This window comes from Paraburkholderia elongata (genome assembly GCF_013177735.1).
In the GTDB taxonomy this organism is placed as follows: domain Bacteria; phylum Pseudomonadota; class Gammaproteobacteria; order Burkholderiales; family Burkholderiaceae; genus Paraburkholderia; species Paraburkholderia elongata.
This window is the reverse complement of sequence record NZ_WOEZ01000245.1, coordinates 56,095-77,069: the sequence shown is the minus strand read 5'-3', so window position 1 is coordinate 77,069 and position 20,975 is coordinate 56,095. Positions and strand designations below refer to the sequence as shown.

General features: G+C 59.1%; 17 protein-coding genes. 15 read left to right on the top strand and 2 right to left on the bottom strand.

The genetic code is table 11. The annotated features are described in order from the left end of the window. Window positions 1–177 precede the first annotated feature (177 nt). From GNZ13_RS42090 to GNZ13_RS42040, 11 genes are all read left to right on the top strand, one after another. Complete coding sequence (locus tag GNZ13_RS42090; RefSeq protein ID WP_236001920.1) at window positions 178–732, top strand: bacteriohemerythrin; 555 nt, start codon at window positions 178–180, stop codon at window positions 730–732. Window positions 733–782: 50 nt separating this feature from the next. Then, on the top strand, window positions 783–1,754 hold the full coding sequence (locus tag GNZ13_RS42085; RefSeq protein WP_216674781.1) for a PDR/VanB family oxidoreductase: 972 nt from the start codon (window positions 783–785) through the stop codon (window positions 1,752–1,754). 44 nt (window positions 1,755–1,798) lie between these two features. Further along, window positions 1,799–3,100: a Rieske 2Fe-2S domain-containing protein gene (locus GNZ13_RS42080; RefSeq protein ID WP_172162914.1), complete on the top strand. Its 1,302-nt coding sequence runs from the start codon at window positions 1,799–1,801 to the stop codon at window positions 3,098–3,100. A 24-nt stretch (window positions 3,101–3,124) separates the two neighbouring features. Further along, window positions 3,125–4,393, top strand: a complete 1,269-nt coding sequence (locus GNZ13_RS42075; RefSeq protein ID WP_172162911.1) for a Rieske 2Fe-2S domain-containing protein — start codon at window positions 3,125–3,127, stop codon at window positions 4,391–4,393. A gap of 13 nt (window positions 4,394–4,406) precedes the next feature. Continuing rightward, on the top strand, window positions 4,407–5,231 hold the full coding sequence (locus GNZ13_RS42070; protein ID WP_172162908.1) for an SDR family NAD(P)-dependent oxidoreductase: 825 nt from the start codon (window positions 4,407–4,409) through the stop codon (window positions 5,229–5,231). 83 nt (window positions 5,232–5,314) lie between these two features. Then, the gene (locus GNZ13_RS42065) at window positions 5,315–5,656 is read left to right on the top strand and encodes an alpha/beta hydrolase family protein (protein WP_216674780.1); all 342 of its coding nucleotides are present in this window, start codon (window positions 5,315–5,317) and stop codon (window positions 5,654–5,656) included. Window positions 5,657–5,775: 119 nt separating this feature from the next. Beyond that, window positions 5,776–6,456 carry a MarR family winged helix-turn-helix transcriptional regulator gene (locus GNZ13_RS42060; protein ID WP_172162905.1) on the top strand — a complete coding sequence of 227 codons (681 nt, stop codon included), beginning with the start codon at window positions 5,776–5,778 and terminating at the stop codon, window positions 6,454–6,456. A gap of 319 nt (window positions 6,457–6,775) precedes the next feature. Further along, window positions 6,776–8,101, top strand: a complete 1,326-nt coding sequence (locus tag GNZ13_RS42055; RefSeq protein WP_172162902.1) for a tyrosine-type recombinase/integrase — start codon at window positions 6,776–6,778, stop codon at window positions 8,099–8,101. A 293-nt stretch (window positions 8,102–8,394) separates the two neighbouring features. Then, a complete protein-coding gene (locus GNZ13_RS42050; protein ID WP_172162899.1) occupies window positions 8,395–8,685 on the top strand; it encodes a hypothetical protein in 291 nt (96 codons plus the stop codon). Between the two features lie 160 nt (window positions 8,686–8,845). Next, window positions 8,846–9,781, top strand: a complete 936-nt coding sequence (locus tag GNZ13_RS42045; RefSeq protein WP_172162896.1) for a hypothetical protein — start codon at window positions 8,846–8,848, stop codon at window positions 9,779–9,781. 311 nt (window positions 9,782–10,092) lie between these two features. After that, entirely contained in the window at window positions 10,093–10,941 is an 849-nt protein-coding gene (locus GNZ13_RS42040) for a hypothetical protein (RefSeq protein WP_172162894.1), read from the top strand. 160 nt (window positions 10,942–11,101) lie between these two features. On the opposite strand, the gene GNZ13_RS42035 is transcribed toward GNZ13_RS42040, so the two are convergent. Then, window positions 11,102–11,320 carry a hypothetical protein gene (locus GNZ13_RS42035; RefSeq protein ID WP_172162891.1) on the bottom strand — a complete coding sequence of 73 codons (219 nt, stop codon included), beginning with the start codon at window positions 11,318–11,320 and terminating at the stop codon, window positions 11,102–11,104. A gap of 203 nt (window positions 11,321–11,523) precedes the next feature. Then, window positions 11,524–11,865, bottom strand: a complete 342-nt coding sequence (locus GNZ13_RS42030) for a hypothetical protein (protein ID WP_172162888.1) — start codon at window positions 11,863–11,865, stop codon at window positions 11,524–11,526. Between the two features lie 1,381 nt (window positions 11,866–13,246). Between GNZ13_RS42030 and GNZ13_RS54695 the strand changes: the two genes are divergently transcribed. The 4 genes from GNZ13_RS54695 (at window position 13,247) to GNZ13_RS42010 (ending at window position 20,699) form a co-directional block, all read left to right on the top strand. Then, window positions 13,247–13,681 (top strand): hypothetical protein, encoded by a 435-nt coding sequence (locus GNZ13_RS54695; RefSeq protein WP_328807205.1) that lies wholly within the window; start codon window positions 13,247–13,249, stop codon window positions 13,679–13,681. Between the two features lie 368 nt (window positions 13,682–14,049). Further along, the gene (locus tag GNZ13_RS42020) at window positions 14,050–14,397 is read left to right on the top strand and encodes a hypothetical protein (protein ID WP_172162882.1); all 348 of its coding nucleotides are present in this window, start codon (window positions 14,050–14,052) and stop codon (window positions 14,395–14,397) included. Between the two features lie 688 nt (window positions 14,398–15,085). After that, the gene (locus GNZ13_RS42015) at window positions 15,086–16,039 is read left to right on the top strand and encodes a tetratricopeptide repeat protein (protein WP_172162879.1); all 954 of its coding nucleotides are present in this window, start codon (window positions 15,086–15,088) and stop codon (window positions 16,037–16,039) included. A gap of 376 nt (window positions 16,040–16,415) precedes the next feature. Further along, window positions 16,416–20,699, top strand: coding sequence for a DUF3883 domain-containing protein (locus GNZ13_RS42010; protein WP_172162876.1), 4,284 nt, complete (start codon window positions 16,416–16,418; stop codon window positions 20,697–20,699). Window positions 20,700–20,975 lie beyond the last annotated feature (276 nt).

Sequence of the window (20,975 nt, the reverse complement as noted above, 5' to 3'; positions counted from 1 at the left end):
CACAGGTTCGTGATCGTCATATCCGGCAAACCTTTCGGCCGAAAATTCGCCGCCTTTTTTTGAAATTTTCATATGTATAGGCGTTTGCCCTATCTCGACATTCACCACGCAATTAAATATCTTCCTAGGAAGATCAGATAGACCAGCGTGATCAACTGAGCAGGAGTGCGTTGACAAATGAAAGATTTGGAAGAGCAACAGACAATTGACGGCCGCGGTACCGCGCCATCGCCGAGCCCAGCAGTAGCGTCATCAATGGTCGAGTCAACGCAACATGCGAGGGGGAAGGATCGTGTAATCCCTGGCTTCGCCTGGCACGACGACTATGCACTTGGCCATCAGACGATGGACGAAACCCACCATGAGTTTGTCGCATGTGTACACGCGCTTCTGACTACGGACGACAACAATCTTGAGAACGCGCTCGAAGCGTTTGCCGAACATGCGCACCGCCATTTTGACGACGAAGACGCCTCGATGCGCGAGACAGCCTATGGTTCAGCGGGTTGCCATATCGACGAGCATGCGGCCGTGCTCCGGTCGCTCGACGAAGTACGCGTCATGCTGGCTGATGGACGAACCGAGGTTGTCCGCTCTTTTGCCAGAGCGCTGATGGACTGGTTTCCGGAGCATGTGCGCGTGATGGACCAAGGTTTGGCGCGCTGGCTAGTGCAACGCCAGTTGGGCGCCTCGCCAGTAGTCATCCGGCGTCGACTTCACATCGCCGCGTGACACGCAATCCTCTTTATGCCTACATCCCCATGGAAGATAAATCGATCCCAATGAACACCTTGCTGCAAGTCAAAGTCTCCGCCAAGATTTGGCTGGCGGACGACATTGCCGGCTACGAGCTCTCGCCGTTGTCGGATGGTGAACTGCCCGCCTTCGAAGCAGGTTCGCACATCGACCTGCACGTGCCTCAGGGTCCCGTGCGTCAGTACTCCTTGTATGACTTGCCGGGCGAATACCCGTGCTACCGGATCGGCGTGCTGCGTGACCCTCAATCACGCGGCGGCTCGGTGAAACTTCTCGAGGACGTGCATGCGGGAGACACGCTCACGATCAGCGCCCCGCGCAACCACTTTACCCTGCACAACGGTCAAAAAGACCGTTCGATTCTGTTCGCGGGCGGCATCGGCATCACGCCAATCCTCTGCATGGCACAGCAACTGGCGCGCGAGCACCGCACATTCGAGATGCACTATTGCGGGCGCACGTTGTCGCGCATGGCTTTCGTCGACCGCCTGCAACAAGCGCAATTTGACGACGAGTCGCGCGTGCACGTGCACGTCGACGACGGCGCCCCTGGCCAGCAACTCGATGCCCGCTCCGCGATCGGTTCGCCATCACCCGACAAGCATCTGTACGTGTGTGGACCCACCGGCTTCATGGACCACATCCTGCAGACTGCGCGCGAACTCGGTTGGGACGAGGGGCACCTGCACCGCGAATATTTCGCGGCAGCGTCAGTCGATTCTTCGGATGACGAACGGTTCGAAATCGAGATCGGCAGCAGTGGCCGGGTCATCGAGGTTCACGCGGATCAAAGTGCCGCGCACGCTTTGCTCGACGCCGGGTTCAACCTGCCGCTGTCCTGCGAGCAGGGTGTCTGTGGCACCTGCATGACGAAGGTGCTGGCCGGCGTACCCGACCATCGAGACCTTTATCTGACGGACGAAGAGCGGGCACGTAACGACAGCTTCATGCCGTGCTGCTCGCGCGCGAAAACTTCCCGGCTGGTGCTCGATCTCTGAGCCGGCCGGTCACCCACTGCCAAACATCGTAGCGAGGGATCAACATGTTGACCAAGCAAGATAACGAACTAATGTGCCGTACTGGCACAGGTACGGCCATGGGCGATGCAATGCGCCGTTTCTGGTTGCCCGTGATCCAGTCGTCGGACATGCCGCAGGCGAATGGCGAACCGCAGACAATTGACCTGCTGGGTGAGCGGTTTGTCGTGTGGCGCGACCAGCAGGGTCGGCCCGGTCTCTATGCAGAGGGTTGCCTGCACCGGGGTGCTTCAATGCAATTGGCCCGCGCGGAGGGCGATGGGCTGCGCTGCATCTATCACGGCTGGAAGTTTGCGGTGGATGGGACTGTCCTCGAGACCCCAAACGTCGAGGACCCGAAATTCAAGGAGCGCATCAAGGGTCGAACCTACCCAGTGCAGGAGGTGGGTGGCATCGTCTGGGGTTATCTGGGTCCAAAGGGTAAAGAGCCGCCCTTCCCGCACTGGGCCTTTATGGACCAGCCAGACTCGAACCGTATCAATGCCTGCGCAGTTGTCAACGCCAATTTTGTTCAGGTGATCGAAGGTCTTGTCGATTCATCGCATTTGACCGTCCTTCATAGTTCCGCACTGGCCAGGACTAACGACTCCAATCTCGACTATGCGAAGAAGACTTCGCACATGCAGTTCGACGCGGCCCCCAAGATCGAAGCAGACGAGACGGACTTCGGCTTCCACTATGTGGCCATCCGCCAAACCGGCGACAAGCGTATCGCTCGAGTAACGTCGTTCATCGCTCCCTGCTTCATCGCTAACGCGAACGGGGATGTCTGGCTTGCGATCGTGCCGGTGAGCGACGAGCGCTGCAACCTGTATCACGTGTGGTGGGATGCCGAAAAGCTCGTTGGCGAAGAGCCGTTGCGCAGTGAGCAACTCACGTTCGTGGGCCTGGATGAGCCGACGCTGCGCAAGTACGGGATGACGGCCGACACCTGTGACTCTTCGGCGGCAATGTCCGTTGCCAATGGCTACCGCCAGGACCGCGGGCAGCAGCGGAACGGTCATTTCACCGGTTTTGACGGCATCACGCAGGAAGACGCCGCATGCAGCGTGTCGAGCGGCGCGATTCGCGACCGATCGCAGGAGATGCTATCCACTGCCGACCTCGCGATCAGTCGTCTTCAGCGCTGCTTGCTGGCATATGCCCGGGCGGCTCGTGACCAGCAGGAGATAGCCGCGCTGCGAGCGGACGCCGGCAGCGCCATTGGCGTGTCGGGTGAGATCGGCATCGACGAGGACTGGCGCACCCTGGTTCCGCACCATCGGATCGTGTCGACCCATGCTGCACGTGCAGAGCGCAGCCAATAACGAAAGTCAGGAAAGGAGCTTTATATGTTGAGCCACGAAGACAACGAGATTCTCTGCCGTGTGGGTCCGGGTACGCCGGGGGGCACCTTGATGCGACGTTTCTGGCACCCAGTGTGCACCTCAGCCCAGTTGCCGCATCCGGACTGCCCGCCACTCCGTGTCCGTCTGCTCGGCGAGAACTATGTCGCATTCCGGGACACCGAGGGCAAGGTAGGCTTTCTGGAAGAGCTGTGCATGCATCGCGGCGCGTCGCTCGCACTTGGACGGGTCGAAGAAGGCGGCATCCGGTGCCTCTATCACGGCTGGAAATTCAGCGTTTCCGGTGCCGTATTGGAAACGCCGAACCACGCCGATCCGAAGTACGCGACACGAATGAAGGCACCGGCCTTTCCAGCGCGCGAGGAAGGCGGCATCGTCTGGGCTTACGTCGGCCCGCTCGAGTTGCTTCCGGCGTTTTCGCGCTACGCCTTCATGGACTCTGCACCGAACAATCGCGTCGTGCTGCGCATCAACGTCGCCTGCAACTATCTGCAGTTGGTCGAAGGCGGAGAGGATAGTTCTCATGTCGGCGTACTGCACACCAACATGGCGCGCCCCGGCTGGAAAGACGACGAATTCACACCCAACCCTGACGTAGTCAATCCCGCTGCGCTTGCATCCAATGACCTGGAACCGGCTCTGAAAATCGAAGATACGGCCTTCGGTTTCCACTATGTCGCTCTGCGCAAGACCGAGGACCCGAGAGTCCGCAACGCACGCGTGGTCCCATTTATCGTCCCGTACGGCCGCATCATCCCTGCCCCGGCGTTTCAGTTCACCGTCCTCGAGGTCCCCGAAGATGACACGCACACAAGCACCTACATCGTCGTCCACGGCGACGCCCCGGTGACTGAAGATAAGATCATCGAGTTGCTCGGGTTGAACGACCCCAAGTACTATGACCGCAAGAATTGCACGTTCACGGCCAGCTGGATGGACACGTTCGGCCAGAACCGCGAGCTGATGAAGGAAAACTGGACCGGATTGCGCGGCGTCGAGGTGGAGGACGCAACGATCGGGCTGTCTCAGGGCCCCCTTTACGATCGATCGCGCGAGCACCTGGTGCCCGCCGACCAGGCTGTCGTGCGCGTGCGCCGTGTGCTCCTGGATTCGATCAAGCGCGTGATGGAGAACCGGCAACCGCCAGCGCTCGGCCTTGACCTCCGGGGCGTGAGCGCCTGCGACCGGCAACTCGAAGACGGTACAGCCTGGCAAGACCTGCTGCCAGCACATCGCCAGGCAGTGACAGCCTGAGGAGGCTACTCCCGTGACCCACAACACCCATAACGATGTTCCGGACTACTTGTCCTTGTTACGACTCGACGGCCGCGGTTTTGTGGTGCTTGGCGCTGGCCAGGGCATCGGCGAGCAAACCGTTCACGCACTCGCGCAGGCGGGTGCTCGCGTGCTCTGCGTCGACCGCGACGAGGCGCTCGCCCGGAACATTGCAGACGCCGTGGCCGGGATACCGTGCGTGGCGGACGCAACATCTCGCGACGACATGCAGCGCGTGTTCGACACCGCGCGCCAGCACTTCGGCCGCATCCATGGCGTCGTCGACATCATCGGTGTTGCGGGAGTCAAGCCGCTAGCTGCCGTCGACGATGCGTCGTGGGACCAGCAATTCGATATTGTCGTGCGCCATGCTTACCTCGCGATTCAGATTGGCGGCGAAATGATGAAGGCCGATGGTGGCGGCACCTTTGCGTTTGTCGGCTCGCTCGCCGGCGATCGCGCTGTGCCGAACGAGGTTGCCTACGCGGCCTCGAAGGCGGCATTGCATCACCTCGTGCGCTGCGCGGGTGCCGAGTATGCCCCCCACAAAGTGCGCATCAATGCGGTATCTCCGGGGTTCGTCCGCACGCCGCGACTGAATCAGCGCCTGGACGAAGCGACGTGGACGAAAGTCGGTCACGCGATTCCGATTGGACGGGCCGCCACGCCGGCAGAAATCGCCGGCCACCTGTTATTCCTTGCCTCCGACCTGAGCGCCCATATGGCGGGTGAAATCATCACTGTCGATGGCGGCCTCAGCGTCCTTGCCGCCATTCCCCCCATTACGTTCGCTCCCTCAACGACCCCGACTCCCTGAAATCGACGATGTCTTCTTCCGCTCAAGACCACATCCACCCGTCGCTTCGAGCTATCGCTGCAAATGCCGCAACGAAACCGAGCATGGCAGAGGTGAGCCCCGAGGAGGCGCGCGCAGGCATCTCCGCACGCACTGCCGCACGGGCGCCGGCCCCCCGTATCGACAAGGTTTTCGATCTCGTCATTCCGGGTCTCGACGCCGGAATCCCCGTACGCATCTGCCGTCCGAAAGGCGCCATAGGGGTCACGATGGCCTTTCACGGCGGGGGATGGCTGATGGGTAGTCGCGACAGCTTCGACGCGGTATGCCGACAATTTCGCACGTATGCACTGGATCACGGTGTGACGCCCACAACCTGGAAGCTCTCGCCGTTCCTCGCCGGCCAGATAGCCGACACCTTGCGCAACGCGGTGCAAGCGGTATAGCGACGCTCCTGATCTTTGACGCGTCGTCGGAAATTCTACGTACAATTGTGCACGGCCGTATTGAGCCGGTCCCACTACAATTGGCCGGGAGTGAACATACTTCCAGGGAAGTCATCGAGATGAGCATCGCCGCCGCAAAGCGACCCGCGTCTACCCGAACCCGCAAGAATGCGGTAGTGGAGCAGTCAGTGCCCGCCAGGAAATCGAATCTTCCTGGTAGCAGCCTCATTGAGTTCATCACGCTGCAGTGGCAACGTGAACACAGCGAACTCGATCTCTCCAACTTCCTTCTCGCGATCTATTTCATGCGACTCGGCACGCTCGTAGAACAGGCGTTCGACAAAATGTGCCAGAGCCTATGGGGTATTAGCGGGTCGGACATGCGTGTGCTGCTGGCACTACGCCGCAGCGGTCACCCATACGCAAAGCGCCCGACAGACTTGTATCGAGCGCTACTCGTTACCTCGGGCGCAATTACCAAAAAGATCGACCGTCTCGCGAGCCTCGGCATGGTGGAACGTCAGCCTGACCCAAGTCACGGCGGCGGATTCATCGTCCATCTGACCAAGAAAGGCCTGGACATCGTTGATAAGGCGATAGTCAAGCTTGCGAAAGAGTCGTCGATCGCGCCTGCGATTGCACACTTTTCAGACGCGGAACGAGCTGCTGGCAATGAGTTTTGTCTGCGGACACTGGCATTGATGGAGGAATTGGTACTACCGAGCCTTGAAGGGCCTGACGATACTTCGTCGAAGTCTCGAGCCAAAGGCAGCCAGCGCTCACGAGCCAACCACGGATAATCGCACTCGTCTCTGCACACTGACAATCACCTGTACACGGTGTGCCAGCGGGGCAAAATCCGCCCCAAAACGAAAAAGGCCTTACAAGCATTGCTTGTAAGGCCTTGATTTCTTTGGTCGGGGCGAGAGGATTTGAACCTCCGACCACCTGCACCCCATAAAGGTATTCCATCGTCCCATCGCATCTCGAAGCATCCTGCTCATTGCCCCAAAAACCCCTCCACGTAAGGCTATAATGGTATTGCGCATCCGGTCTCATACCTAATTCATCCTGTTGTAACTCCGATTTTTGTCGGGGTCAACGTCGGGGTCAAAGAACATGGCGAAGCTTACCGTCAAGCAGTTGCAGGCGCTCAAACCAGCGGACATCGGCAAGGTGCTTCGTGACGGAGACGGGCTATGGGGCAAGGTGCGCAAAGCCGGTGACGGCGTGAGCGCGAGTTTTTGGTATCAATACCGCGTGGGCACCAAACGGCGCGAAATTGCATGCGGTACGTGGCCCGCCACGCCGCTAACGGAAATTCGAGAAGCGCGCAACAAGGCCCGCGACCTTGTTCGCCAGGGTCTCGACCCAATCGAGCAGCGCGAAGCTGACAAGCGCGAACGTGAAGCCGCAGAAGCCACGCGCAAGGCTGAGCAAGCAAAACAAGACGCTCGACTGACGGTACGCGCGCTATTCGCACAGTGGGCAGTGTCCGACCTCGGGGGGCGCAAGGACGGCGGCAAGGAAACCATACGCGGACTCGAAAAGGACGTGCTGCCCGCCATCGGCGAGCGCTATGCCGACGACATCAGGCGCGCTGACTTGATGAAAATCCTCGACGCCGTGAAAGCGCGTGGTGCGCCGAGACTGGCGAATCGACTGCTGGCCGAACTACGGCAAATGCTCGGTTACGCGCTCGTGCGCGAGATCGTCGCCGTTGACCCCACGAGCGGCATCGAGAAAAAGCATGTCGGGGGTCCAAATGAAGAACGGGAACGTACACTGTCCGATAAGGAACTGCGTGCCCTCCCCGCTGCGCTCAAAGCCGCCGATCTACTCGATAGCACGCAGCACGCCGTCATGGCGCTACTGGCAACCAATGCGCGAGTCGGCGAACTCATCAAAGCCCGTAAAGCCGATATCGACCTGAGCGCCGCGACGTGGCGCATCCCGGCCTCGAACGCGAAGAACGACGACACACACGTGATCCACCTGTCGCCTTTCGCGCTGATGAATATGCGGGCATTGATGGAACTATCAAGCAACAAGGTATGGCTCATGCCTTCATCGAAGGGAGACAACCATATCGACGTGAAGTCCATCACGAAACAGATCAGCGACCGACAACTGCGGTTTTATGACCGCGCCGCGCATTCGAAACGTACGACCCAGCACGCGAACGCACTCGTGCTCGGCGATGAGAAGTGGACCCCGCACGACCTACGGCGTACGGCGGCAACCCTTATGCAAGCAGTTGGCGTGCAGCCCGCCGTAATCGAAGCCTGCCTGAACCACCGCGAGCAGAACCGGATGGCGCGGGTGTATCAGCGGCATGACTACGGCCCGGAAAAGCGCGAGGCATGGGCGCGGCTTGGCGAGAGGTTGAGCGCATTGACGACCGACAACGTCATTGTGCTGCCGATGTCCGCATCTGCTAGTTGACCCTGCGGTTGCATCCTGCGCGAAGATATTTTATAGTGATCTCACATGTTGGCTCGCTGACATGTCTCACCGATAGTTTGGTCACGACGCCCGTGTTTCTCTTGGTCATCCTCGCCGGATGCAAGAAGGCGGTTCGGTCCGGACCGTTAGCGCATACGGAACCTTCGGCCCTCGCTAGATGTGCGTTTGGCAAACGCGAAGGTTCCGGCGCTGCTCACCCTATTGCGAGTTATCGCCGGTTGAATTAACCGACCGGCGCGGCCTTTGCGCGCGCCTCATGTAGAGGATGCGTGATGACTGTCACCTTCTCCAAATCCACCGCCACCTCGGCATCTGTCGCAGTTGCGACTACTTCCAAGTTGAAGAAGCGCGTCAACGGCCACCAGAAACCGAAAACGCCACCTTCGCTCGACATTCCTGATGCACGAATTCGCGTCGCGCATTTCCTTATGCTGTTGGGTGAACTGAGCGCGAGTGCGTTCTACGCTCGACTACGTATTGGCCGCGTGCCCAAGCCTTGTGGGTACGATCCACGCCCGTATTGGCGTGCCGAAATCGTACGCGAGTTCTTGCAAATCAAGTAGTCCGCTGCAACCGAATTGCAACGTTCAATTGGATGCAGTCCCTTGCTCAAGACTTAGTCAAGAAGGAACCCGGCCCGCGTCCCTGCTCTGGCTCGCACGACGGCCTCAGTCGTCCGGCGCGGCTCCGAGGTTTAATGAACCAAGGTGGGTTAAAGAAATCATGCTATATCAAGAGCTTATCAAGGAATTCCAAGTATCAGAAGACGTATTCGTCGGCATTGATAAGGTCGTGCTTTCACCGAAATGTGCTGACTGCAAACAAGGCTTCGCTATGATGCTCGGTGTCCGGGACAGCCTGAAAGCCATAGAGGGCCCAGATCTGCGCATAAAGCATCATCAGAAAAGCAGCGGCGCGATCTGGGTGGCTCGTTTGCGCAACGCAGACAAGAAGCGCATTCTGACTCTGGTGGTTGGCGTATATGGCGGCCACCCCTATGTTCATCTGGTGTTTAACCCGAGCAAACTGAACGCGGATGACTGGTTTTGGGTTGAACTATGCGTGTTCTCTTGTTTTGATCAATCACTCAATTGGCTCTTTCAAAACGCTATCGTTAAAAAGATTGAACTGTATATTGACCTCATCGGCGTCGACATCCACGGCGTCATACCGGTCACGTCGCGAAAGATCTTCCGTAAAAACTACGCGGGCAAGACTTCTGTGACGATCTATCTCGGAACGCGGACCAACAGGTTTTCGCTCGCCGTGTACGACAAGCGGCAACACCTCCTCGATACAACTAAGACAACGATCCCTCACGCCCTGACGCGCGTGGAGGCACGCTTGATCCTCGAGTCGATGACTCTGCGAGATTTAGCGGAGGGCAAGTTGAAAGACCCGCTGACCGGATCCGTGTTCATTCTCTCGCCTAAGGCGCTGGAGGATTTCTGCCTCGTCTACAAGGGAAAAGGACTGTACGAGCAAATCGAGCAAGAAGGCACGCTGGCCGGGTTCAACCTTCCCGCCCGAAAGCATATGGTTGAGGCTTTGCCATCGCGTTGCATCTCGCAATGGAAGTCACACGATGCCTGGCCGATTTTGCTGAAAATGTTCAGGCATTTTTTTCCGGACTTGGGCGGACTGCCGTATAACTTCTAACCCGGCATCCCGTGAGCGACACTGAACGCGCGCTTATGCGCGGTCTCCTACCGAACGCACCTCGACTGTCCCGGCAGCGTTGCACTTGATTGCAAAAGCGCGGTTACGCGACACTGCAGAGTTGCAAGCGTCATTACCGTCACCTGGCTTGTTCAGAGGCTTTTCATCCGGTAGGGTGAAGTGACCCGCAATCAACAAATGGCCAGCCGTGTTAGTAAGCGAACCGATCAGTACGCAACGGTCGGAAGGCAACGATGAGGAACCGGCGAAGCTTTGCAATCAAGTGCACAACTCCGAAATGGTGATACCAGATGACGACGGCGAAGCAGGCGGCAGCCAACCAGCAAAACGCTCAGAAGAGCACTGGACCGTTGACACCCCAAGGCAAAACTAATGCGAGTAGCAATGCCCTGAAGCATGGAGTTCTGAGCGCGCGGCTGTTTCTCGATGACGAAAACCCGGAAGAGTTCCAGCTTCTGCTCGATGGATTGCAGGCGTCGTTGCGACCGAGCGGTAGCCTTGAACTCGTGCTCGTCGAGCGCATCGCTGTAACGATGTGGCGACAGCAACGTCTGATCCGCGCGGAAACGGCCGGTATTGAACTCGCCCGTCGTCTAGATGCGAAAAGCAATCGCCGTCAAATCGAGAACGCCATGGGCATTGTGTATCCCAAGCAGATCGAAGACGGCGATCTTGAGCCACCGCCTGACGACGACGGGCTCGACGCTGAATATCTCGAATACTGCGAAATGATAGTCCGCGAATACCACCACCTCGACCGGAAGGTACTTGAGGCCAATGACATCACGCATTTCGAGCAAGTGGCCCCTACAATGTATGCGGCGTTGCGCGAGGAAGCCGACGAGGCCAACGTCAGCGTGACAGAGTATGTGCAGACCCTCAAACGGGACCTGCTGGGCTGGGTCAACAAGACAGTCGATTCCTGCTGCTTCGAGATGGAGCACGTGCGTCGACGCACTGCTATCGCCGAGGTGGCAGACTTCGTGCGCTCCCGCCAGTCGGCGCCGATCAATCATGAGCTACTCTGCAAGTACCAGACTGCGTTGGACGGTGAACTGTACCGAGCAATTCGGGCGCTGCGGGATGCACAGGAATGGCGCCTCAAGACGCTCGACGACAGCGGCGCGATCGCGACATAGAGTGACGTGTCGGATGGAAATGGGTTCGTTTTGGAAGGCTGGCGATCGGCAACGAGGGCACGCGACGCCCTGCGGTCTTTGCAATCAAAGTGCACGACTACAAGGCTGGCGCAAGGCCGCCCGTACCGCACCAGATTTCAAGTCAATTTCTCGTGATCACTTAAGACTGGCGATCGGCCTTTTCGCCTGAGAAGGCTCCTTCGCGTACCATATGAGTATTCGCGCGCATGTTGCCTCGACGTTTTCCGGCCGACGTGTGGCTGGGTTTGCGGGTATGTTTTGCCCTTGGGCGCAAGGACAATACATCCAGCACGGCTAACAGTGACAGCGCCACAATGCCCAGAAAAATCACCGTGCCGACGACGTTTAGCAAGTTCATCTGCCGTTCCCTCAAATGGCAACACGACCTGTGTCTGCCTGATTCGCATCCGGCCGATGGCCCATCAGCACGGCGAAGCCCAGGCATCTGGCCACCAGATAGAGCACTATCTTGGCACCGCGGTTAGCTTCCACGCGCTGGGACGCAATTGGGTCATAGCTCATGTCATTCCCCAGTGTGTGCAATTGATTGCCAAGTCGTGCTCAGTAATAGCGGCACCACTCGCGACCCCAGCGGTCGTACCAGCAGTACTGGCGCGACTCCTGTGCTGCAGCGGCGGCGCCCAGTACAGCGAGGCCGGTGCCCAGCACGGCTGCGCCGAACGCATTCGCTTTCTGTGCGTTATTGGCCGACTCAGCTTGGGCGGCGTTCGCCGACGTGTAATAAACGTTCAATTCCGCGTTGCAGTTGTCGCCCCACGTGTCCGGGTGCGCCCGTCTGCACTGCTCGAAGGTTTCCCTGTCCTGCTGCGCTTGTTGTTGCATTTGCGTACTACACCCCGCGAGCAGTCCAGCCAGTAATCCAACGGCTACAGATCGTTTCATCACGTCCCCCAATTTTGTTTTCATGGCGGCGTTTTGTTGTCTGTGCACCAACCGCCTACGGATCATGGTTCGCGCGGCACGAGCGGGTTCGTTGCGCTTATGGTCGAACGCGACGATAGAAACGGATTGCTGAGCCGCCTGGACGGCGGTCGGAGTGTGTGTCTGGACAAGTCTTCCCCGGTTCGCGTATCGTTTCTCTGCTACCCGTGCTGCTGTTTTGAATTTGCTCGGAGCGGCAACTTAACGGTCTGCGCGGTGCCTGCGCAAATGGCGCGCCTCGCAATCAGATGCACGTCCTCACAGGATCCGGCTCTCATCTGGCGATTCTGCTGCTCCGCGCAGCGCTGCTCCGTCCGGCGCCGTGAACCGTGTCTCCGGGGCGTCGTCCTTGCAAGCTCGAAGCATTGCTGCGACCAGCACACCGAGACACGCGCCAAAGGATCCCCCAACTACAAAGCCAAGTAAGAATTCCATCGTTTCCCCCGTTGCAATTGATTGCAGGATAGAAACCAACCGTTCATTCGCTGCCGGCGAGGCGCGCGCGCTCGAAATAACGCACCCTGCACAGCACTATCCTGATACCCCGAGCGCACCACATCATCCTCGCCAATGTCGACCGCGATCACGCCGCGCTGATAGCGCTCGCGGTTGCAGCCTTTCAATCGTCACGCGTGACGCGAAGGACTAAGTGGCAAGGATCATGTTGAGGACGCGGCACGTATGTTCGTTTCCCGTCCTGCCGGAAATGCGAATGACGCGTTGCCGACCTGGTGACGCGCTCATCCAGAGCGTCATCGAACGGGTTTGTTGCGTCTGTGGTCGAACGCGGCGATAAGAAACGGATTGCTGAGTCGCCATGACGGCGGTCGGCGTGTATGGACATGGTTTCCCCCGGTTCGCGTATTGCCTGTTTACTGCTTGTGCTGCTGGATTGGATTTGCTCGATGCAGTGTCTTGATGGTCTGTAACATGCCGACGCAAATAACAGGCCACCCCTGACTTCCCAAGGCGAGCATTTGAGGCAGGGGCGGGGGCGGTTTTTCCAAAGCGCCATGTCGGCACAAACGGTTTCAATCCTGTAACGCTCCTGAGCGAAAGCGGCGTACCAAACCGGTCGACTTCGACGCTCTGGCAGTCCCGGCTTTTGTTGCTGCGGGCGGGTGAGAGCGGTGTTCATCCGCATCAAGGACGCGAGCGCCGAAAACGTCGCAAAAATGAGAACAAGGTGCGCTGCCGCGAGCGCTGATTTCCCGATGTGGCTCTGGCGATTGCAATCAATTGCAAGGGCGCGGGTATTCGCGAGATGGACGCCGCGTTGCGGATTTGCTATATGTGAATGGGTCGATGTGGCCGCAACAGAAAGAACACGCACGGGGAAACGATGAACTACGACATCATCGGCGACATTCACGGGCAGGCTGAAAAGCTGCGCGCGCTGTTGCAGCGACTCGGCTACCGGGAGCAGTCCGGCCAAAGCGGGGCGATGTCGACTCGCAGTTTGCGGTGGCGGAGGCGTATCGCACCGGCAAAGGCGTCGACGAAGACTTGGACCAAGCGCTGTACTGGTATCACGCTGCGGCTAAGCAGGGATCATTCCCCTCTGCCCTCCCGACGTTCCTGCAATCAGGTGCAACGCTGCATGCTCGAACACCCATTCGCCAGCCCCGCCGACACCGCTCGCATAGACGAGCTGGCCCGTGTCGTTCGCAAGTGCGGTGATCGCGTCGAGTTGATCTCCCGGCAGGGCAATTCGTTTGCCGCGTCCTTCCCCGACATTATCGCGCCCATCGAACGGGTGCCCGGTGACTTCGTCTGATGCTCGCCAAACGACTCGATGCACCATATCAAAGAGGTCGGTCGCGCGATTGGTTGAAGATTAAGTATTCTGGATACGGCAGAAAGGCAGCGTTGGGGATTGGGGTTCGTTGGGGGCGGCAATAATGCAAAAATTTGGTGCTTCTACCAATCCGCAGACTCAGGTGGCTCATCTTTATGTGCTTCGCCGAACATAAAGAAGTTTTTACTTGAGCGACGATAGACTGCCGTTTGACCCATCGGCAGCGCACATTCGGGGCTGGCGCACACTCTGCGGGGCGCTTCTAGAGTCGCACGGGATCGTTCCGCACAATAAACCCAAATCTCGGTCGTGCACGAAGTGAATACCAACTTGAACGAGGTGACCAAATGAAGATTCAATCTGTCCTAGTGCTCGCGATTGGCGTCTTACTGTCGGGCTGCGCGACTAAGCATTACGGAAGAGAGGGTGAATTGACTCAATATGAGAAATCCACAATGAACTGCAGGGAAATCGCTCTTGAGTCAGCGAAAGTGGACGGATTTGTCCGGCATGTCGACGATGAGAGTCAGTTCAACGGACGCTCAATTCTCTCTTTCCTGGGTGATTTCGGTATCGGTAACGTCCTCGAAAAAGATGCCGCACTGGATAGCGCTCAGACGCGGCAAACAGAACTTTGGGCTATAAGTACACAACGTGGATGTGGCATCAGGACGACCACTAGTTCAACTGAATAAAAAAAGACCCCGCCTGAGCGCTAGCCGTTCCGTTAAGGAGTTGCTAAGGCCAAGTCGGTGGCTCATTGATAGCCCCTCCGGCTTCCGGCTGCAAGGGGGGCTTTGTTCATGGTCCGCCGTGTTCCCCGCGGCCGGTCGGAGGCGCGGCGGGGGCGCCCGATACGAAGTACAGGATATCTTTTTCCGCGACCGGACCACAGGCAGGGGGCGCCAGAAGATCAACATCGAACTGTTCTACGCGATCGTGGACGCCTTGGTGGACTATGACTGTCAGGTCAGGCTAGTGCCGAAACCTCTCACCATTATCTTGAAGTGCGCCGACATCTGGCATATGCACAGATCTGCACGGGGCGCCCAGCCTTCAACGGCGTTTGCATCAGAACTCTGCACTTGAGTGCAACGGGGCTAGCAGGACGGTTTGCAATGACGCAAACGAGCGGAGGCGGAGCGAGAGCGCATCCCAAGTAACCTACGAAGCCGGTGTTCGTCCTAATAGGTAAGCACGCGTGCTCCTGTTATCTTATAAGTGAAGCCATAAAGCAAAGTTTAATACTCACCGGCTATGGGCTACGCCATCATCGGCGATGTACACGGTCAATCGAATAAGTTACAACGCCCGTCCTGTTTGTGGAGCGGCGAGTCGGTGTTGCCGCCAGCAAATTTAAGTCGTCGCAGTAACGGAGGTCTCATGTCGGCCAAATTTAACGACAAGATCAGGAAGGCGAAGCACGGTGATGCGCAAGCGCAATTTCAGGTTGCTGAAGCATATCGCGCAGGCAATGGCGTCGCTGAAGATTTCACCCAAGCGTTGTACTGGTATCGCGCTGCGGCTGAGCAGGGCAACATTAGCGCACAGAACAACCTCGGGACGATGCTTCAGAGGGGCATCGGTACCGAGAAAAATCCCAAGATGGCCACTTACTGGTATCGGCAAGCCGCCGAGCAGGGGGAAATGGTTGCCCAGTTCAACCTGGCCATGCGCTACGCGCGTGGGGACGGCGTTGAGCAGAACGATACCGACGCGGCGCATTGGTTTGCCAGATCAGCGGAGCAAGGCTACGTCGAAGCAATCGGCGAACTAGGGACGATGTATCGCTTTGGTCGAGGGGTACCGAAGGACATCGTTGCAGCGGCTCGCTATCACACGGAAGCGGCCATGGCCGGCGATGTTACGTCGATCGGCAACTTGTTGGGCTATCAGTCTGAAATTGAAGACGCTGCCGTTAAAGGGAGCGCCGTTGCTGCGCTGTGCCTCGCCAAGATGTATGCGAAAGGCGTTCCCGTCGAGAAAGACTTGACGAAGGCCCGGATCTGGCTCAGAACAGCTAGAAGAAGCCTTCGATCCGATGACCTCATTGATAACTGGGATCAAGTGGCACTGATGGAACGCGCGATGACGACTTTATGTCCCACCGACGAGCCGCTAAACAGCGACACTCAGGCCAATGCGTCAAGCCCACGCGATGTCGTCCTCGACCCACGCAAATTCGAAGACGACATTCTCGTCGAGAGCGAAGAGTGGACCGATGACGATGTCTTTGAAAACATTTATGACTTCGGGCTCGCGCTCGAATCTGACCACCCCGACTATCAGAAATGGTGTGATTGGCTCGCGAAAAACCACCCTGACGGCAAGGGGTGATCGACCGACGGGCCTGCGGCGAGGCGTGCAATCAATTGCAGATTCCGGCGGCTCAACGGAACGCGATTACCAGAAACGTTATCCGCAGTACTCGACGCTACGAAAGTGGGCTCAAGATCAGACCGGCCAAAGCCGAGGCACAGCAACGTGAGCGAGGGCCAGCAACAAAGAGCCGCCGGTTTTGCACACGATTGCAAACGTAGTCTAACGAAGGGCGTCAATACTGGTGAAGCAACTTTAACGCAGCTAGCCTGTTGTGAGCCGGAGGCTCTCGCACTCGGAGCAGTTCAGAACACAAAAGGCGGCAAATGACCCCTAAGGCGGCATTGCTACATTGACTTGTAGCAGCAGCAACCCTCCTTTTTGCGGACGCCGAATGGACAAGATATTGGCAACTGAGGAATTAGAAAGGCCGGCAGAAACGACTGAGACCACGCCACCAAGCCGACCCGCCCGGAACCGTGGAAAGGCCCGCATCCTGCCCCCTTCCGTCAAAGAGCCCGACTATGTGCCGCCCGACTTCAGCGGCAGTCGGCGAACCCGGATCGGCTCGAGCTTCATCGAGCAGTTCGTCGCGGGGCACGATGCGAGCGACGTACTGCGCGAGCTCGTTCAGAACGAATATGATGGCGGCGGCGAGACGCTGACGCTCACCTTTGGGAGCCGCTCGCTTGAGGTAGCCGGCACGGGCCGAAACATCGACCGCAACGGATGGGAACGGCTCTCGGTGATCGTCGGCACCGGCAATGTGATGGGCAGCCGGCAAGCAGAGATGGTGGCGCCGAAAGAAAACGGCATTGGTTCGAAGAATTTTGGCCTGCGTTCGCTCTTTCGCTTTGGCGATGAAATCCACGTGCGTTCTGGCGGGCAGGTCGCGCTGCTCGATCTTCAGACCCAGGAAACGGGACGCGAGCGGGACCCGGCCTGGCTGGGTGAAAAGGGTGTTCGCGTCCACGTGCCTTATCGGCAGGAATCGACTGAGAGGCTAGAGGCCTTCACCCTCGAACGCGAGGAGCATGCCATCGAATTGATGGCGGCGAGAATGCCGGACACACTGGTCAAGCTGGCGCTCAGCGGCAAGAAGCGCGGCCTGCGCGAGGTCAACATTCGCTCGATCCGTACTGGCCGGATGCTGCGCTGGAGGCAGGACGCGAAGCCCAAACGCTGCCGTGCCGCCGGCGTCAGTATGGTGGTGCGGATCGGGAGGCTCATCGACGGTAATGGCAGGGGCGTGCCGTTCCAAGAGGAGGAATTCTCGCGATCGATCGAGATCCCGGCCGAGCATGCAGGACGTCCTTTTCCGGCGTATTACAAGCTCCCTGGCGGCAGGTTGAAGATAGCGGTCTCCGTCCCGATCGCGCGCCAGCGGATCGATCTCGGCCAGCATGGTCACTTCTACTATCCACTGAAGGCGCGGTCGTCGCTCACCGGTTGCGCCGTTGGCGTCAGTGCGCCGTTCGAACTCAATACCGATCGCAGCGGGATCACCGACCTCGTCTGGAACGACTGGCTCATTGATCAGGCCGTCGAGCTGACGATCGATCTGCTCAAGGCCGACTGGTTCGGCCGGTATGGTGCGGACGCCTTCAAGGCCCTGGTTGGCAACGGCACCGCCAGTCCGGATCGTTTTTTCAGCAAAATCGCCGAACGGCTTGCAAAGGACACTTGCTGGCCTACGAGAGAAAAGGCCAAGCTCGCCCGTGCGAGCGAGATCGTGCTCCCCGTGGAAGCGGAGTATTCGGGGTTCCTCGGCGCTGAGCGCTATCTCGATCCAGCGCTTGCCGGCGACAAAGCGTTGTGCGATCTGGTCGCGCGTTGCGGCGCCAAGCGATTCACTATTTCGTCGTTGGTCCGGCTGCGATGCGCGGGCAAGGACGCGGATAATCTCGAGACCAAGGTCGGCGACGACGCCAATTTCTACTTCACGAACTACAGCGGCACCCTCGCCGGGATCGACATCCAGAAGCGCCAAGCCGCAGCGTTGTCGGCCTATCCGCGGCAATTGACTAAGCAGCATAGGGCTGATCTCGGAAATACGACGTCGACTCTGAGCGCATCCGGCGAGCTCATGCCCGCGGTCCAGCTCATGGTCGTTGGTCCCGATCTCTGGGTCGACTGCCCCGAGCCGGAGGCTAACAGGCTCCATCCGGAGCTCGTTCCCTACAGATCGATTTCAAGCCATTGCCGGACATTCAACGAGGAACAGTGGCTGATCGATGCTGCTCAGCGCGCCGCCACGGCCGCTCCCGATGATCGGGAACGCGAAACCCTCTACCGAAAGCTCCTGACTCGCGAGGCGCCGATCAGCCGGCCCGCTCTATCAGCGCTACGCAACAATCCAGTGGTCAGGAACCAGCGTGGCCAGTGGGTCGCCCCGGCCGCCATGGTGCATCTCAAGAAACCCCTCGCCCGCCTGCTTGACCATGCGATCGACGCTCCGTCGAAGGAGATGCTGAACGCGCCCGGTTTGATGGCACGCTTGCGGATCCGCGACTCGCTGAACGGCTCGGATCTCGTCCGCTACGCCCGCGCCCTGGCCGAGCGACCAGAGATGGCGGAGCGGTTTGCAAAACTGCTCACTGAGAATCCCAAGTTGCTGCACCCCGCGATCGTCGAGGAACTACGGGCGATCCCCTGCCTTAAAGCGCGGTCGGGCCAGCTTGTTGCCCCGGCCACGCTGCATCTCGATACAGCAACCAATCGGTTGTGCATTGGGGACAATGACCGGATTGTCGGCGGGACCAACGATCTCCTCTACCGTAAGCTGAAACTCAAGGTCGCGCCCGATTCCGAGACCCTCCTCGATCTCATCAAGTGCCGTCGGGCAGAGGGCCGCGCGCCTAATCGGCCAGATCTGCTCTATCCCACGCTCGTGGAGGCGATCAGGAGCGAGCGTCGCGCCAAGTCCGAGATTGCCAAGATGCCGATCTGCTGGGTGGAAGACGGCTACTATGCGCCCTCGGAGATCCTCGTCGGACCTCGGACGGCGGCACCGTTAGCCGAGGTGATCCCGCTTTACCTTTATTCCGATGAAGTCGGCCGCGCCTATCAGGACCTTGGCGCGCCGGCTCAATCGAACGATGGCCATTGGGCGCTCTTCTTCCGGCACGTGGGGACTGATTGGGCCAAGGACACGCCACTCGACACCCGTCGCCGGCACATTCTCCTCGAGGCCTACAGCGCGCGCGCAAGGTTTGGGCTGCCGCAGAAGCTCGAGGATGTTCGCTGCTTACTCGACGATCGATCGCGGCTCTTCACGCTTGGCGAATTGCGTGCCGGAAAGCTCGTCGAGCCCGACTTTCAGGCGCTCGAAAAGGCGCTTCGCAACGCCAATAGTGAGATTGGGGTTATCGAACGGTCGGAGCAGGCTCGCACATTTTTCGTAGGTCTCCGCATCCGCCCACTGTCTGCGATCGCAGGCACGAGTGAGCCGGTGCTCGGTCTCTTGGATCGACCGCCATTCTGGTACAAGCCCAAGCATAGCGAGCGGGTGCTCGCCATGCTGCGCCGGTCACTTTTTGCGCGTGCGCTGTATGAGGTCGCCTACCGGAACCGGCATGGCCATCCCGGCTTCGAGCCTTCGGAGCCGGCAAGGATCGAAGCGCGCCTTGCCGCCGTCCGCGAAATTGCCTTCTTCCAAAGTATGGAGCGGCGATACAGCGTGGGTGGCGCGGTCGTTCTCGTGCCCGCAGAGGTCGCCGTCAGCGGAGAACGGATCGGCGTCATTCCGCCGAAGACCAAGAACAGCTTCCTACTGCTGCTTGCTGAAGCGCTTGCTGAGATCGCGGGAGCGACCAGCGTTGCGACGATGCGCAGCATCGCCAACGCCTTCCTTCCGCTTCTCCTCTGCGGCACCCATGAAGAGCTCACGGAATATCTCGATCGGATGGGCATTCCTCATGGTCGCCGATGTGCGGCCGACGAAGAAGACGGCATCGATCTCGACAACGATGACGATAGTGACGATGACCCTGAGGAACTTGCGTTGCGCCAAGTCTTCGACAATCTCGACACGGACGGCTCGACGAACGCGGAGGCGGTCGGCCCCGTCGCTCCGGCGGCGCCGCTCTCAATCAATCCACCGCCACAGCCGCCGCCTGCGCCAGCGACTCGGCCTTTCGAACTGCCAAATCTCGATGATGTCTCGCTGACCGTTGCATCGAACAAGGGCACAGAGATCGAGCCACGCGGCCCGTCGGGCCGCGGCGGGGGCGGATCGTCCAGTGCCTGGCTTCCACCGACCCCCGCCGAAATCGAGCGCGCTAGCCTCTTGGGTCGGCGCGGCGAAGAGCTAGTCTATCGTATGGAGCTACAGAAGGTGCGCGATATGGGCCATGTCGAGCCCGAACGCTACGTCATTTGGACATCACGTGACGAACTAGGTGCCGACCACGACATCCGCTCGATCGACGCGCATGGGCGACCGCGTTGGATCGAAGTAAAGTCGACTACGGGCGTCGATGGCCGGTTTGACTGGCCGCGCAAGGAGTTCGAGAAGGCGTTACGCGAGCGCGATCGCTACGAATTGTGGCGCGTCTATCGCGTCGCCGACACCGCACCAGTCGCAAAGTGCTTCCCCAATCCGGCGCGCATGCTTGGCACGCGCCAGATTACCCTCGAGCTCGGCATGTTACGCGCCAACATCGAGAAGCTAGACTGAGGCTCTCAAGATGAGATACGAATAGGCGTTTCGGTAGCCTCCGGGTTCCGACTGGAATCGGGTAGCTGGCTCCCTAAAATACACATCACGGGCTAAGCCTAGTCCGACTTCTGCTCGCTTTCTCTACCGTGGTGCCAGTCCCACCAATCTTAGCCAACGACTGCTACGAGGTTCACTCCCGCCGCTCACGCAGCTTCTATTGTGTTGCATCGACCGGTTGAATCCGCAGCCGAATTCGGCCGAAGATCGATGCAGAGGCGCGGCGCCTCAGTTCGC